14 protein-coding genes and 1 pseudogene are annotated in these 14,728 nt (G+C 41.4%); all 15 read left to right on the forward strand.

Annotated features, from left to right (window positions below):
• Nucleotides 1–79 precede the first annotated feature (79 nt).
• The 15 genes and pseudogenes from atpD to NST02_RS03595 all read left to right on the forward strand — a co-directional run bounded on the left by atpD (nucleotide 80) and on the right by NST02_RS03595 (nucleotide 14,698).
• On the forward strand, nucleotides 80–1,501 hold the full coding sequence (atpD, locus tag NST02_RS03525) for a F0F1 ATP synthase subunit beta (protein WP_095312056.1): 1,422 nt from the start codon (nucleotides 80–82) through the stop codon (nucleotides 1,499–1,501).
• Between the two features lie 22 nt (nucleotides 1,502–1,523).
• The gene (locus NST02_RS03530; RefSeq protein ID WP_095312054.1) at nucleotides 1,524–1,925 is read left to right on the forward strand and encodes a F0F1 ATP synthase subunit epsilon; all 402 of its coding nucleotides are present in this window, start codon (nucleotides 1,524–1,526) and stop codon (nucleotides 1,923–1,925) included.
• A 536-nt stretch (nucleotides 1,926–2,461) separates the two neighbouring features.
• Nucleotides 2,462–2,836 carry an NADH-quinone oxidoreductase subunit A gene (locus NST02_RS03535; RefSeq protein WP_019153953.1) on the forward strand — a complete coding sequence of 125 codons (375 nt, stop codon included), beginning with the start codon at nucleotides 2,462–2,464 and terminating at the stop codon, nucleotides 2,834–2,836.
• A 26-nt stretch (nucleotides 2,837–2,862) separates the two neighbouring features.
• Complete coding sequence (locus NST02_RS03540) at nucleotides 2,863–3,339, forward strand: NuoB/complex I 20 kDa subunit family protein (protein ID WP_373315125.1); 477 nt, start codon at nucleotides 2,863–2,865, stop codon at nucleotides 3,337–3,339.
• Nucleotides 3,340–3,351: 12 nt separating this feature from the next.
• Nucleotides 3,352–4,281, forward strand: a pseudogene (locus NST02_RS03545) (NADH-quinone oxidoreductase subunit C); the annotation flags it as partial.
• Between the two features lie 2 nt (nucleotides 4,282–4,283).
• Nucleotides 4,284–5,384, forward strand: a complete 1,101-nt coding sequence (locus NST02_RS03550) for an NADH-quinone oxidoreductase subunit D (RefSeq protein ID WP_095312048.1) — start codon at nucleotides 4,284–4,286, stop codon at nucleotides 5,382–5,384.
• Nucleotides 5,384–6,394: an NADH-quinone oxidoreductase subunit NuoH gene (gene nuoH / locus NST02_RS03555; protein WP_095312046.1), complete on the forward strand. Its 1,011-nt coding sequence runs from the start codon at nucleotides 5,384–5,386 to the stop codon at nucleotides 6,392–6,394. Before NST02_RS03550 ends, nuoH begins: the two co-directional genes overlap by 1 nt.
• Nucleotides 6,395–6,430: 36 nt before the next feature.
• Entirely contained in the window at nucleotides 6,431–6,850 is a 420-nt protein-coding gene (gene nuoI, locus NST02_RS03560) for an NADH-quinone oxidoreductase subunit NuoI (RefSeq protein ID WP_019153948.1), read from the forward strand.
• Complete coding sequence (locus tag NST02_RS03565; protein WP_095312044.1) at nucleotides 6,847–7,368, forward strand: NADH-quinone oxidoreductase subunit J; 522 nt, start codon at nucleotides 6,847–6,849, stop codon at nucleotides 7,366–7,368. The genes nuoI and NST02_RS03565 overlap by 4 nt, the downstream gene beginning before the upstream one ends.
• Nucleotides 7,365–7,679, forward strand: a complete 315-nt coding sequence (nuoK, locus tag NST02_RS03570; RefSeq protein WP_095312042.1) for an NADH-quinone oxidoreductase subunit NuoK — start codon at nucleotides 7,365–7,367, stop codon at nucleotides 7,677–7,679. Before NST02_RS03565 ends, nuoK begins: the two co-directional genes overlap by 4 nt.
• Before the next feature lie 83 nt (nucleotides 7,680–7,762).
• Nucleotides 7,763–9,631, forward strand: a complete 1,869-nt coding sequence (gene nuoL / locus NST02_RS03575; RefSeq protein ID WP_095312040.1) for an NADH-quinone oxidoreductase subunit L — start codon at nucleotides 7,763–7,765, stop codon at nucleotides 9,629–9,631.
• On the forward strand, nucleotides 9,628–11,133 hold the full coding sequence (locus NST02_RS03580; protein WP_095312038.1) for an NADH-quinone oxidoreductase subunit M: 1,506 nt from the start codon (nucleotides 9,628–9,630) through the stop codon (nucleotides 11,131–11,133). The genes nuoL and NST02_RS03580 overlap by 4 nt, the downstream gene beginning before the upstream one ends.
• Before the next feature lie 4 nt (nucleotides 11,134–11,137).
• The gene (gene nuoN, locus NST02_RS03585) at nucleotides 11,138–12,658 is read left to right on the forward strand and encodes an NADH-quinone oxidoreductase subunit NuoN (RefSeq protein ID WP_340948038.1); all 1,521 of its coding nucleotides are present in this window, start codon (nucleotides 11,138–11,140) and stop codon (nucleotides 12,656–12,658) included.
• Nucleotides 12,659–13,156: 498 nt separating this feature from the next.
• Nucleotides 13,157–13,393, forward strand: a complete 237-nt coding sequence (locus NST02_RS03590) for a DUF1146 family protein (RefSeq protein ID WP_095312034.1) — start codon at nucleotides 13,157–13,159, stop codon at nucleotides 13,391–13,393.
• Nucleotides 13,394–13,951: 558 nt separating this feature from the next.
• A complete protein-coding gene (locus NST02_RS03595; protein WP_095312033.1) occupies nucleotides 13,952–14,698 on the forward strand; it encodes a YwmB family TATA-box binding protein in 747 nt (248 codons plus the stop codon).
• Nucleotides 14,699–14,728: the final 30 nt, after the last annotated feature.

Genomic DNA, 14,728 nt, shown 5'->3' on the forward strand with positions numbered 1-14,728 from the left:
AACATAAATTTTATTGGAGGTTGGGAAGCCTAGACTTCCTACTCTATTTGCTATGAGAACGTGATTAGGAGGGAAAAAGATGAACATAGGACGCGTTGTTCAAGTTATGGGTCCGGTTGTTGACGTGAAATTCGAAAGCGGACAGCTACCTGAAATCTATAACGCTTTAACAATCGTTAACGAAGCGCGTAACGAATCTGAAGTTGCTATCAACTTAACTCTTGAAGTTGCCCTTCATTTAGGTGATGATACAGTTCGTGCCATTGCTATGGCTTCAACTGACGGATTAACACGTGGAGCTGAAGTTACTGACACTGGTAAACCAATCTCTGTTCCTGTAGGGGACATTACATTAGGACGTGTATTTAACGTACTTGGCGAAAATATCGATCTTGATGAGCCAATTCCGGCAGAATCTCGTCGTGACTCTATTCACAGAGAAGCACCTAATTTTGAACAGCTTTCAACAGAAGTTGAAATCCTTGAAACTGGAATTAAAGTAGTAGATCTTCTTGCGCCGTATATTAAGGGTGGAAAAATCGGTCTATTTGGTGGTGCCGGTGTAGGTAAAACCGTTTTAATTCAGGAATTGATCAATAACATCGCTCAAGAGCACGGCGGTATCTCGGTATTCGCTGGTGTCGGTGAGCGTACTCGTGAAGGTAACGATCTTTATCATGAAATGACTGATTCAGGCGTTATTAAGAAAACAGCGATGGTATTCGGTCAGATGAATGAGCCACCAGGAGCACGTATGCGTGTTGCTCTTACTGGTTTAACGATGGCTGAATATTTCCGTGATGAACAAGGACAGGACGTTCTCTTCTTCATGGATAACATTTTCCGTTTCACGCAAGCAGGTTCAGAAGTGTCGGCCCTTTTAGGACGTATGCCTTCAGCCGTTGGTTACCAACCAACACTAGCTACTGAAATGGGTAAACTTCAAGAACGTATCACATCAACAAATGTTGGTTCAGTTACATCTATCCAAGCGATTTATGTTCCTGCCGATGACTATACGGATCCGGCTCCAGCAACTACATTCGCTCACTTAGATGCAACAACGAACCTTGAGCGTAAACTTTCTGAAATGGGTATTTACCCAGCGGTGGATCCACTTGCATCAACTTCTCGTGCATTGTCACCGGAAATTGTTGGTGAAGAGCACTACCAAGTGGCTCGTGAAGTGCAATCCACATTACAAAAATATAAAGAATTACAAGATATTATCGCGATGTTAGGTATGGATGAGCTTTCTGAAGAGGATAAGCTTGTCGTACAACGTGCGCGTCGTATTCAAGTATTCTTATCACAAAACTTCCACGTTGCTGAACAGTTCACTGGTCAGCCAGGTTCATACGTACCTGTTAAAGAAACTGTTAAAGGTTTCAAAGAAATTCTGGAAGGTAAATGGGACCACCTTCCAGAAGATGCTTTCCGTCTCGTAGGTCGAATTGAAGACGCAATCGAGAACGCGAAGAAAATGGGCGTAGAGGTCTAAACTAGGACCAGGAGGGTAAAAAATGAAGACGATTAAAGTCAGTGTTGTTACTCCCGATGGCCCGGTGTATGAATCAGATGTGGAAATGGTCAGCACAAAGGCTCTAAGCGGTGAGCTTGGGATCTTACCAGGACACATTCCAATGGTTGCACCGTTACAAATAGGAGCTGTCCGTTTAATCACGGGTGGAAATACAAAATATATTGCGGTCAGTGGTGGTCTGCTTGAAGTCAGACCTGACCAAGTGTCGATCTTGGCAGAGGCAGCAGAAGTCGCTGATAGCATTGATGTAGATCGTGCATTAAAGGCAAAGGAACGTGCCGAGCAACGCCTGCATGCACAAAAGCAAGAAAACATTGATTACAAACGTGCTGAACTTGCTCTGCAAAGAGCTCTTAACCGTATCAGCGTAGCAGGCAAATAAATAATAGCAAACACCTTTCGACGATTTGTCGGAAGGTGTTTTTATCGTGATCACAGAGCTGATATTAAAGGGAATCGTGCCTGCATCTTGTTCATTCCATATTTCGCCAAATAGCAGGAATAAGTGAAATGATCGGTAAAAACTGAAAAAACGTGCGATGATCAGCAAAACAAGTGCAATCACTAAAAAAGCATAACCTTCACCACTGCCGTAACGAGCTCCTCTTAAAAACCTCATTATTCTACGGATACAATCATCCTACTAAAATAGATCGTTAAAAAGTGAACAATTATTGACAATTCTCACAGACAAGTTTATGAAACTAGTTTTAAATAAAAAATGAAACTGTGCATAGACTGGATAGAGAGGTGTTTTTTTGAAGTCGTCAAGGAAAATATTTACTATCAAAAAAATGGAAGAATGTCATTTTAAAAGTGTCTAGGCTTTATCGACACAAGTTTGTAACAATGTTATAATGAATTCGGTTACAAGTTATAAAGTTTTGAAAAGTTATACTACTTTGGAGGGGAAGGGGTATGGAACTTTTAAACTTATATCAGAATAACTATCTGATTGTAGTGGTGTTTCTATGTCTCGGGGTATTATTACCAGTGGTGGCGCTATTTTTAGCGAAACTTTTACGTCCAAGTGTTCCTTCGGATGCAAAATATACCACATACGAAAGCGGTAACGATCCATTTAATGACTCGCTCATTCAATTTAATGTTCGTTACTATATTTTTGCCCTGTTATTCGTCATTTTTGATGTGGAAACGGTCTTTTTGTACCCATGGGCAGTTGCCTATGAAAAGCTTGGGATTTTTGCTTTAATAGAAATGCTTATTTTCGTATTTATGCTACTTATCGGACTTGTCTATGCATGGAAGAAGAAGGTGCTAAAATGGATTTAAGACTAGAGAATATTTCACCAGAAGAAATGGAAGAGGTAAAGCGATCGGTTTTAATGGCATCACTTGAACAAATAAAAGGCTGGGCTCGGAGTAATTCATTGTGGCCAATGACATTCGGGCTTGCTTGTTGTGCCATCGAAATGATGGCTTCAAGTAGTGCTCATTATGATTTAGATCGCTATGGAACCTTTTATCGCAACTCACCGCGTCAATCGGATGTCATGATTGTTTCTGGAACAGTAACAAAAAAAATGGCACCAATTGTAAGACGCCTTTACGATCAAATGGCTGAACCGAAATGGGTAATTGCCATGGGTTCTTGTGCAACAGCAGGGGGTCCTTATGTAAAGTCCTATTCAGTAGTTAAAGGGGTTGACCAAATCGTTCCAGTGGATGTCTATATTCCAGGATGCCCACCGAATCCTGCAGCCCTAATTTATGGAATTAATAAATTAAAAGAGAAAATCCGTTACGAGGCGAAGACCGGGAAGAAGGTGATCTAATCGATGAGCGGAGAGAAAGATTTAGAACAGTTAAAAAAAGAAGCTGCTGAGAAAGCAAAGGCAGCGGCACTGGCAAAGAAGAAAGCAAGAGAACAGCAAGAAACAGAAGTGTCGGAAGCAGTAGCCCCAGCGGAGGATGAAGACCTAGCGAAAAAGAAAGCAGCCGCAGCGGCGAAGGCAAAAGCCGCCGCAGCAGCCAAGGCAAAGGCCGCCAGAGCGAAACAGGAAAGTCCAGAAGCCGTCGGAGATGATGCAAAAGCGAAGGCAATCGCAGCCGCAAAAGCGAAGGCTGCAGCAGCCGGGAAAGCAAAAGCCGCGGCAAAGGCGAAACAAGAAGGTGGAGAAGCGAGCGATGATGCAAAGGCGAAGGCTATTGCCGCCGCAAAAGCAAAAGCCGCAGCAGCCGCAAGGGCAAAAGCTGGGAGCAAAGGAGCCGAAGCGCCTGTTGCAGAGGTAAAGCCTTCAGTCAATCAACCTTATCTTGATAAATATGTGAAAGTTATAGAAGAGCATCTTGGCAACGATGTTTTGGAAGATTCTTATATTAATAGGCTCTCCAAGGACGTTCCAACCCTTGTTGCGAAACGGGAGACTTATTATAAAGTGGTCCAATTTCTTAAATATAACGAACAATTAGGCTTTGATTACTTATCAGAATTGCATGGTGTCGATTACGAGACCCATATGGAAGTGTATGTCCACTTATATTCTTATAAAAACAGTCAATCAGTGGCTGTAAAAGTGAAGCTTGACCGGGATGAACCGACGATTGAATCTCTATGCCCCCTTTGGGCTGGGGCAAACTGGCCTGAATGTGAAGCGTATGATTTATTAGGGATTAAGTTCTTAAATCATCCGAATTTGCACCGCATTATGCTTGGTGAAGATTGGGTAGGTCATCCACTAAGAAAAGATTATGAGCCGTATGATGTGGAGGTGTGAACATGCTTAGAACAGAAGAAATGCTCTTGAATGTAGGGCCTCAGCATCCTAGTACACACGGTGTATTTCGGTTGATTTTAAAGATTGATGGAGAAACCATTAAGGAAGCAAAACCGGTTATCGGCTATCTTCATCGTGGAACGGAGAAGCTGGCAGAAGACCTTCAATATACACAAATTATTCCTTATACGGACCGGATGGATTATGTTTCTGCGATGACCAATAATTATGTCATCTGTCATGCGGTGGAAACGATGATGGGAATTGAAGTTCCTGAACGGGCAGAATATCTTCGTGTGATGGCAATGGAACTAGGGCGTGTATCCAGCCACTTACTTTGGTGGGGAACATTTGTCCTTGATTTAGGTGCTACAAGTCCGCTTCTGTATGCATTTCGTGAGAGAGAAATGATTTTGAACCTTCTAAATGAACTTTCCGGCGCCCGTTTAACCTTTAACTATATGCGTGTAGGCGGCGTAAAATGGGACGCCCCTGAAGGATGGGTAGATAAAGTTCGAGATTTTATCCCTCATATGCGAGAGCAAGTAAAAGGCTATCATGATCTCGTGACAGGAAACGAAATCTTTCTTAACCGTGTAAAAGGAATTGGCAAGTATTCGAAAGAGGACGCTCTAAATTATTCATTAAGCGGCCCAAATCTACGTTGTACAGGAATGAAGTGGGATCTTCGCAAAAATGAGCCATACTCCATTTACGACCGGTTCGATTTCGATGTCCCAACAAGAGAAGAGGGCGACGTTCTTTCTCGTTATCATGTTCGATTTGCTGAAATTGAAGAGTCTTTGAAAATATTAGAGCAGTGCGTGGAACAATTTCCAGAAGAAGGTCCTGTGATCGCAAAAGTGCCAAAAATCATTAAGGCACCAAAAGGAGAAGCATTCGTTAGAATTGAATCTCCACGTGGTGAAATTGGCTGTTACATCGCAAGCGACGGCAAGAAGGAGCCGTACCGCTTAAAATTTAGAAGACCATCTTTCTACAATCTGCAAATTCTCCCGAAGCTTTTGGAAGGAGAAAGCATCTCCAATTTGATTGCCATTCTAGGAGCTGTTGATATTATCCTAGGGGAGGTGGACGGCTAATGGTTCAGGATTTATTGCACTCACAGCCAGGGATTTTAAACTTTGGAATCTTTTTTATCCTTGCCTTAGTTTTGCTACTTGTCATATTAGGATTTGTTACATATGCCATTTTGGCAGAACGTAAAGTAATGGGATTTATGCAGCTTCGGTATGGGCCGAATCAGGTAGGAGGGCCTTGGGGACTGCTGCAAACCGTGGCTGATGTCTTAAAGCTTCTATTAAAAGAAGACACGATTCCAAAATTAGCTGACAGACCGCTATTTATTTTAGCTCCAGTGATAGCCTTTGCTCCATCCTTTGTCGTTATTGCAACGATTCCATTTACGGACAAATTGCAATTTGCCGATATTGGTGTGGGACTTCTCTATTATATAGCCATCTCAGGGTTGACCACGATAGGAGTTGTCATGGCTGGTTGGTCATCGAATAATAAATACGCCTTGCTTGGGGGAATGCGTGCAGCCGCACAGATGATTTCTTATGAAATTCCGCTCGTTATGTCTGTGCTTGGCGTTATCCTATTAACTGGAAGCATGAATTTGAATGAAATAGTGGCGGCACAAGAAAACGTTTGGTACATTCTCATTCAGCCTATTGGGTTTTTAGTGTTTTTTATCGCATCAGTGGCGGAGCTGAATCGGATTCCTTTTGACCTTCCAGAGGCGGAAAATGAGCTTATAGCCGGATACTTTGTTGAGTATTCAGGATTTCGCTGGGCCTTTTTCATGCTTGCAGAATATGTCTATATGTTTGCGATGGCCTCATTGACAACTGTGCTATTTTTAGGTGGTTGGTTGCCAATCTTCTCATTCCTAGACTTTATTCCAGGAGCGGTATGGTTTGCATTAAAGTTCAGCCTAGTGGTGTTTATGTTGCTTTGGTTCCGCAGTACGTTCCCGCGGATTAAAGCGGATCAACTAATGGAATTTGGTTGGAAGGTGCTTTTACCAGTGGCGCTTGCGAACATCTTTTTAACGGCGATTATTAAAGAGCTTCTCAGCCTTTTTTAAAGGATACATCACTTTTATCACAAGGGGTGAAAAAACATGCTTGGATTAGCGAAAGGTTTAAAGTATACCCTGAAAAACTTAACAAAAGAAAAGCCAACCTACGATTATCCGAAAAAACCAATTCCTCTGCCAGATCGGTTTCGTGGAATTCAGAAATTTTATCCGGAAAAATGTATTGTCTGCAATCAATGTGCCAATATTTGCCCGACTGATTGTATTCAATTAACTGGAAAAAAACATCCAGACCCGACGAAAAAGGGTAAAATTATCGATACGTATGATATTAATTTTGAAATTTGTATTCTCTGCGACTTATGTACGGAAGTCTGTCCGACGGAAGCAATCGTCATGACCAATAATTTTGAACTAGCCGAGTATAGCCGCGATGATCTTTTTAAAAATCTTGAATGGTTGGACGAAAATGATGAGAATGTTCGGAAGGTGAATAAAGCATGACATTTTCAGGTGAATTATTAGCGTTCCTTATTCTAGCCATTGTAGCGGTTATGGGAGGCGTCCTATTACTCAATTTATCAAAGGTTGTGCATATGGTCGTCGCCCTTGTCTTTACATTTGTCAGCCTTGCGGGAATTTACGTCATGCTGTCAGCGGAATTTGTAGCGGTTGTACAAATTCTCATCTATTCTGGCGCGATTACGATTATTATGTTATTTGGCATTATGCTGACACGCCATAACGACACAAGCGAAGTGAAGGGAGGAAGGCTGAGAAAAGTGCTGCTCTTTTTGGGCGTGCTTGGATTTGCTTTTGCTGTCTATATTGGAATTTACAATCTAGACTTCAATTCGCCAGCCGCGAACCTTCATGAAAATAATACAGAACAAATCGGGATAGCGCTGTATACGAAGTTTATTATTCCATTTGAGTTAACGTCTGTTGTGCTTTTAGTAGCGCTGATCGGGGCGATTATTTTGGCCAAAAAAGATGATGAAGAGGAGGCGAAAAAGGAATGAGTGGAGTTCCCATTTCTGCCTACCTGACGCTCGCATTAGTGCTATTCTGTATCGGACTATACGGTGCACTAACGAAGCGAAATACGGTCATCGTGTTAATTTCAATTGAACTCATGCTTAACGCAGTCAACATTAATCTCGTTGCATTTAGTAAATTTGGCATGATTCCATCGATAACTGGGCAAGTTTTTGCGTTATTTACCATTGCAGTTGCAGCGGCGGAAGCCGCCGTTGGTCTCGCGATCTTAATCGCCCTTTACCGCAATCGTAAAACAGTCAATATCGATGAAATGGACACAATGAAAAACTAATAATCTGTTACACGACCCGCTTAAAATGCGGGCCTCAATCAAACGCGTGAGAACAAACGCGTTCTAAAAAGGGGATTGTGATATTGATGGAGAATGCATGGATCATACCGCTTTTCCCGCTTTTATCATTTTTGTTCCTTCTTCTATTTGGGAGGAGACTAAAGGAAAATAGTGCGTACATCGGAATGGTGCTCACACTTGCATCTTTGGTCTACTCTTTGGTGGTGTTGTTTGAGCGCTTCAACCACCCGACTTATAAAGCCGAAGTGACATGGCTTACAATAGGGGATGTTCAATTAACAGCGGGTTTTGAAGTCAATCAATTAAATGCGTTAATGCTCGTCATCGTATCGCTTGTTAGCTTTCTCGTACATACTTATTCAAAAGGCTACATGCATGGAGATGGGCGGTTTCACATTTTTTATGCCTATTTAGGGCTGTTTACATTTGCGATGTTGGGGCTGGTCGTATCCCCAAATTTATTGCAAACTTATATTTTCTGGGAGTTAGTGGGAGCAGGTTCTTTCCTCTTAATTGGATTTTATTTTTATAAAGAGGAGGCAAAGGCTGCTGCCAAAAAAGCTTTTATCATGACGCGCATCGGTGATGTCGGCTTGCTGATCGGGATGATTCTATTATTCTGGCAAGTTGGAAGCTTTGAGTATAATGAGATTTTCCAAGCAGTAGATGAAGGCGCAATTTCAGCAGGAATGATCACCCTTACCGCCATATTGATTTTTGTTGGGGCGGTGGGAAAATCTGGTCAATTTCCGTTGCACACTTGGCTACCTGACGCAATGGAAGGTCCAACGCCAGTTTCTGCTTTAATCCATGCTGCGACAATGGTTGCCGCTGGTGTTTATTTAGTAGCAGCATTATTCCCGCTCTTTGCAGCAAGTGAGGCTGCACTAATGACGATTGCCATCATCGGGGCGTTCACTGCTATTTTTGCTGCCAGTATCGGTTTAGTGCAAAAGGATATTAAAAGAGTACTCGCTTACTCCACTGTCAGTCAGCTTGGCTATATGATGCTGGCCTTAGGATCGGCAGGCTATGTTGCGGGTGTCTTTCATTTAATGACACATGCCTTTTTTAAAGCATTGCTGTTCTTGGCTGCTGGTAGTGTCATTCATGCGGTACACACGCAAAATATAGAGGAAATGGGCGGTCTTTGGAAAAAACTGAAGCTCACGGGGCCGTTATTCTTAATTGGAACGCTGGCGATTAGCGGGGTTCCGTTATTCTCCGGTTTCTTCAGTAAGGATGAAATTTTAATTTCAACCTGGGTTCATGGGAATACATTTTTGTTTTGGCTAGCTGTCATTGCTGCGTTTTTTACCGCGTTCTACATGTTCCGGTTATTCTTTATGGTCTTTACCGGGGATGCTCGCGGCAAGCAGAAAGAAGTCCACGAGTCACCATCTGTCATGACGTTCCCGATGATCGTTCTTGGAATTTTAGCGATTGTAGCGGGTTATGTAAATACCCCATGGTTTGGTACCTTCCTCGGAGACTGGCTTGTTGCTGATAATGACGCATTGGGGCATGGTCATATTGAAGGTCCAGCATGGATTATGATTGTGGCAACAGTGGTGTCTCTACTTGGAATTTATTTAGCATGGCTCATCTATGGTAAAAAATCAATTCAAAGAGACTGGCTGACGGTAAGAATGCCGCTTACGTACAATGTGCTGTATAACAAGTACTATATCGATGAGTTTTATCAATTAACCGTAGTGAAAGCAACAAAAGGCTTCACAGCGGTTCTTAGCTTCATTGAAACATTCATTGTCGAAGGATTAGTGAAGCTGGTGGCTGGAATCGTTCATGGGCTTGGCATCATTGGCTCTAAAATTCAAAATGGCCAGGTACAAGCATATGGAACAGTGGCCTTTGTTGGATTGGCTGTCCTGATTGTGATTTTTGCTTTAACAGGGGGGTACTTAAAATGAACGAATATTTTCTTTCTATCCTAGTGTTTTCCCCTCTTTTAGGAATAGCTGTTCTTGCTCTTATGCCAAAAACACAAGAAGTAGCGATTAAAGCAGTCGGTTTTTTAGCAACCCTCCCTGCTCTTGTGCTAGCGCTTGTCGCCTTTATTGGAGGGAGCGATCATTTAAAGAAATACGATATTCAAATCGAATGGATTCGCTTTGGGGATTATGAGGCCTTTGACTTATTTAAAATTGACTATGAATTAGGCTTAAATGGTTTTTCCTTAGTATTAATCGTCTTAACGGCAGTTATTTCTACACTCGCCGCCATTGCCTCCATTCATATTAAAAAAGAATGGAAAGGCTACTTCATGTTATTCCTTTTATTGGAGGTCGGGATGCTTGGAGTATTTGCTGCTCAAAACCTTATTCTTTTCTTCATCTTTTTTGAAATTACGATGATCCCGATGTTTTTCCTGATTGGAAAATGGGGTTATTTCGAAAAGGAAAAAGCAGCCTATAGTTATTTAATCTATAACGGCTTAGGGTCGGCCATCCTTTTAATCGTGATCATGGTTCTGTTTGCAAGAACAGGAACAGCAAATATTGATGCGCTGGCACAGCTGATGGCCGTAGAGAATGCAAATACTGTTGCGCCGTTTTCTGAGACGTTGAAATTTGGCTTGCTAATTGCCCTTCTTATTGCTTTTGGTGTAAAGCTGCCAATCTTTCCGTTGCATACATGGATGCTGCGGGTTCACGTTCAGGCACCGCCAGCGATCGTGATGCTTCACTCAGGAATTTTATTGAAAATTGGCGCCTTCGGTTTGATTCGTTTCGGAATGGGAATCTTCCCGGAGCAGTTTAAATCTATCGCCGTACTACTTGCCGTACTGGGAGTCGTGAACCTTTTATACGGGGCATTTCTTGCCTTTAAGCAAAGCGATTTTAAAATGGTTCTTGCTTACTCGTCCATATCCCATATGGGGATCGTACTGATTGGTTTAGGTGCTCTCAATGAAGCAGGAATTCAAGGAGCCATTTTCCAAGTTGTCTCACACGGATTGATCTCCGCCCTTCTTTTCTTCTTAGTAGGGGTCTTTTACGAACGATTCCACACATCGACGATTGCAAACCTTGGTGGGATGGCGAAAGGAATGCCACTGGCTGCAGGCTTTTTGTTAGCCGGTGCTATGGCGTCGTTAGGTTTGCCGGGAATGTCGGGTTTTGTTAGTGAATTTATGGCCTTTCTCGGACTGTTCGAGGAAATGCCAATTCTCGCTGCCATTGGCTGTATAGGGATTATTATGACGGCTGTTTATTTACTCCGAGCTGTCCTTGGCATGACCTATGGAAGAGCCAATCGTGATTTTATAGCAGTGTCTGATTTAAAGTCAGTTGAATTTATTCCAGTTGTTGCGCTGTTGGCGCTAATTGTCTTGATTGGTGTTTACCCAAGTGTACTAAGCGATCCGCTCCATTCCACACTTGAAACTATCATGCTTGGGTTAGGGGGTTGATGAGATGGATCTAGATACGCTTTTATCATATCAATGGGGCGCGATGGCTCCGGAATTTATCATCTTGGGAGTTGCGACCATTTTATCGATAGTAGACCTTTTCGCACCGAAGCGTTTTGATAGAAGGATTCTTGGCTGGGTCGGTTTTGCTGGTATACTTGCAGCACTTGCAGCGTTAATGAATTTATTTGCCGTAGATACGGTCACCATTTTATACGATACATTTAAGCTAGACGCATTTGCGAAGGTATTCAAGCTTCTTTTGCTCATCGGAGCGGCTCTAATTATGCTCCTTGCGATAGGCTATAGACCAAAAGAAGGAATGGAAGAGTTTAAAGGGGAATTCTACTACCTATTATTGGCCGGTTTGCTCGGTACGATGATCATGTCCTCAAGTGGTGATTTAATTACGTTGTTTGTTGGTCTAGAGCTTCTTTCCCTTTCTTCCTATATTTTAGCGGGAATTCGGAAGAAGCATCTGCCATCAAATGAATCAGCGATGAAATATATCATTAATGGAAGTATTGCCACAGCCGTTACTCTTTTTGGAATGAGCTATCTTTACGGGATTACCGGAACGACGAATTTAGCGGAAATGACAAACGTTCTACCTCAATTGAATAATTCTCAATACAGCTATTTAATGGGGATTGCTTTTTTCATGCTACTAGTTGGTTTATCCTTTAAGCTGGCCACAGCTCCGTTTCATATGTGGGCACCGGACGTTTACCAAGGGGCGGCAACTCCTGTTACAGCTTTCTTAAGTGTTGTGTCAAAAACAGCAGGATTTGTCATTTTAATTCGAATGGTTGTCATCGTGTTTTCCAATACGCAGGCTGGAGCTACTGGTGTTGATTCAGTTACTCCGTTGCTGTTCAAGCTGCAAGATTTCATTGCTGTTCTAGCAGGAGTCACGATGGTTGTTGGAAATGTTATTGCTTTGCGTCAGCGCAATATTAAACGGCTGTTTGCTTATTCAAGTATTGCCCACGCCGGTTATTTATTAGTCGCTGTCACTTCGATGTCGGTTTTTATGTTCGAGAGCATCTGGTTCTACTTAGGAGCATACCTCTTCATGAACGTAGGAGCCTTTGCTGTGATTCAATTAATGACAGCAAATAACGACAACGAGGATATTGCCCAATTTGCAGGAATGTACAAACGTACACCATGGCTCGCTGTCGCAATGGGAGTATTTATCCTTTCACTGGCAGGCATTCCGGGAACCGCAGGGTTTATCGGAAAATTAAACATTTTCATGGGAGCGTTAATATCAGAACCAGCACACTATATTCTGGCAGCACTAATGATTGCCACAACGGTCGTTTCTTACTTCTACTATTTTGGCATTTTAACGCAAATGTTCTTTAGACCATCTCCGGTAGATGGGGAAGTGGAAAAAAAGAAAATACCAGTCGGTATTGGTGTAGCAATTGGAATATGTGTCCTCGCAACGATTGCATTTGGATTTTTTCCAAATACGGCGCTTGATTTCTTCCACACCAACTTCGGTGGTTTTCAATAACGGGTATTTTCTGATTTGGGGGAATCAGAAAATGAACAAGGGGATTTATATAATAGAACGCGAAAAGAAGGGGAAGGGGGCCCCTTCTTTTCATGTTGATAACGTTAGCAGCTGTCGTGCTGCCTAATGTAAGAGTCAATTGAGAGGAAAAAGTGGGTCAAACAAAAAAGCAATTAAGTTCTGATACTCACTCAGACAGCGTTAGTTGGAGTGCCCACGGCCTTTTAGAGCGGGTATTCGATCAGAGGAAAGAAGAGCTGAAGGTCTTTGGTTGAAGCACACATTCAGACCGAGGAAAGAAGGGCTGAGAGTATCCTACGCCAAATGTCGACAAAACTTGCCTCCTATATGAGGACAACAGTAAAAATAGGATCGAAAATAAATTTTGTAAAAAATAAAAATAACTGAAACCTTTTTGTAACATAAACGTCAAATAGAAGGGTACGTTTGCGAATGTGAACGATGTATGCTAGCTTGATAAAGAAGGGGGAGTAGTCCATGACTTCAGGATTTGGGCACCAAGCACTGATCAGTATTATTTCACATCTCTGTTTTATTGCATTAGCTTGGTGGGCTTTGCAGAGCTTAAATTTTGATAAATTTTTGCGAGCAAACCATGTTTTTCAAGCACGAGTATTATTTATATTATTGTCTATTATTATTGGTTCTAGCGTAAGCAATTTTTTCCTGGATTACCTATTGTGGTCCCAGCAGTTGCCAATGATTTTTCAGTAATGTAAAAAAATGTTCATACTTGAGCAATTTTAGACAAGGCAAATCGAACACAAATCATGGAAACCTTTTTTCGAAAAAACACGACAGAAGACTGCCTATTTGGAAAATATTTTTCAAAACAGGGCTTTAAGCTTGGATAAATGGGGAAATAATCTTACAAAAGATAGGTCATCCTGCCTTTTTTATTTATGGGATTATTCGATACAATTCTCCTTGTGTGATAAATTAAACATATTAAGCCATCCAGTGATACTTAGGTGAGTCAATTTCATACTTGCGCACTTCAAGTTAAAAAACGAACATGAATGAACTATTACAGATATTTAATTCGTATTATGCGGATATAAATGACTTTAAACTCAATATTGTTCGTTTTTTAAAGACCGGTTGTATATTATGAAATCGATTCAGGTGAATGAAAAAAGAAACAACCTTCGTTGGAACATAATCAATACGTCATTTTTTAAAAGCTTGCATATTTGTCAAAAAGTGACGATAACTCTTCAGTATGCTTATTCTCTTCTTGGTAACAATGGTATTAAGGGGAGGAATTAAAAGATGAAGAGAAATTGGATGGCGTTTATTGTTGTAGTGGTAATCATAGGAGTTACTTTTGTTCAAGCTGGGGAAAAATTCGCAAATACCAAAAATATGCACGACCTTTTATCAATAGTGACAGTTTTAAAGGGTGAGAATATAGATATTAATGAATGGTCTTTACATGCAAGAGAAAAAATAACGGCAAACAGCCCAGAGGATATTCAGGATCTTGTTCGACACCTCAAGAACGTCTTTCCAGATTGGACATGGGAGACTAATTCTGATTCTGAAAAATGGGAATCAAAAGCGAGCAAAACATCGAATCAAACAATGGAAGAGAGCATTCAGATTTTATCTACCCTCACAGATCAAAACCCACAAACTTACATTATTTATGAAATCCAAGGCAAGAATTTTACGCGAAAAACAGAGCAATTTATAAAAGAGGACCTTAATGCACTCTTATCTGACATATTTCGAGAAAAACCCACAATTTTCACTTGTGTAAAAGGTGATTTCAATGATAAGATAAATACGTCTTTGCCTTTTACTGTAAATCGACTACTTGACAAGTTTGAGGCAACAGAAATTGAATCACTAAATGAAACAGATTTTATCTCGACATCTGCTTATTCACCAAAATTTACCAATGGGTTAACAACGAATAATCAGGATATGAATTTACAACTTGGAATCCGAACTACAGGATTGGGCGCAAAGACTACCCTTGTAGTTGGCACACCAATCATAACGATTGAATATTAATATAGAGAAATTGGACGCGGAGGGGAATAC

This window comes from Robertmurraya sp. FSL W8-0741 (genome assembly GCF_038004005.1).
Classification (GTDB): domain Bacteria; phylum Bacillota; class Bacilli; order Bacillales; family Cytobacillaceae; genus Robertmurraya; species Robertmurraya siralis.

Excerpts from the sequence above, each read along its gene's own strand:
- NST02_RS03530 (WP_095312054.1), top strand. The coding sequence starts at position 1,524 with ATGAAGACGATTAAAGTCAGTGTTGTTACTCCCGATGGCCCGGTGTAT.
- NST02_RS03565 (WP_095312044.1), top strand. The coding sequence starts at position 6,847 with ATGACATTTTCAGGTGAATTATTAGCGTTCCTTATTCTAGCCATTGTA.
- nuoN (WP_340948038.1), top strand. The coding sequence starts at position 11,138 with ATGGATCTAGATACGCTTTTATCATATCAATGGGGCGCGATGGCTCCG.
- NST02_RS03595 (WP_095312033.1), top strand. The coding sequence starts at position 13,952 with ATGAAGAGAAATTGGATGGCGTTTATTGTTGTAGTGGTAATCATAGGA.
- NST02_RS03535 (WP_019153953.1), top strand. The coding sequence starts at position 2,462 with ATGGAACTTTTAAACTTATATCAGAATAACTATCTGATTGTAGTGGTG.
- NST02_RS03540 (WP_373315125.1), top strand. The coding sequence starts at position 2,863 with ATGGAAGAGGTAAAGCGATCGGTTTTAATGGCATCACTTGAACAAATA.
- nuoI (WP_019153948.1), top strand. The coding sequence starts at position 6,431 with ATGCTTGGATTAGCGAAAGGTTTAAAGTATACCCTGAAAAACTTAACA.
- nuoH (WP_095312046.1), top strand. The coding sequence starts at position 5,384 with ATGGTTCAGGATTTATTGCACTCACAGCCAGGGATTTTAAACTTTGGA.
- NST02_RS03590 (WP_095312034.1), top strand. The coding sequence starts at position 13,157 with ATGACTTCAGGATTTGGGCACCAAGCACTGATCAGTATTATTTCACAT.
- NST02_RS03580 (WP_095312038.1), top strand. The coding sequence starts at position 9,628 with ATGAACGAATATTTTCTTTCTATCCTAGTGTTTTCCCCTCTTTTAGGA.
- NST02_RS03550 (WP_095312048.1), top strand. The coding sequence starts at position 4,284 with ATGCTTAGAACAGAAGAAATGCTCTTGAATGTAGGGCCTCAGCATCCT.
- atpD (WP_095312056.1), top strand. The coding sequence starts at position 80 with ATGAACATAGGACGCGTTGTTCAAGTTATGGGTCCGGTTGTTGACGTG.
- nuoK (WP_095312042.1), top strand. The coding sequence starts at position 7,365 with ATGAGTGGAGTTCCCATTTCTGCCTACCTGACGCTCGCATTAGTGCTA.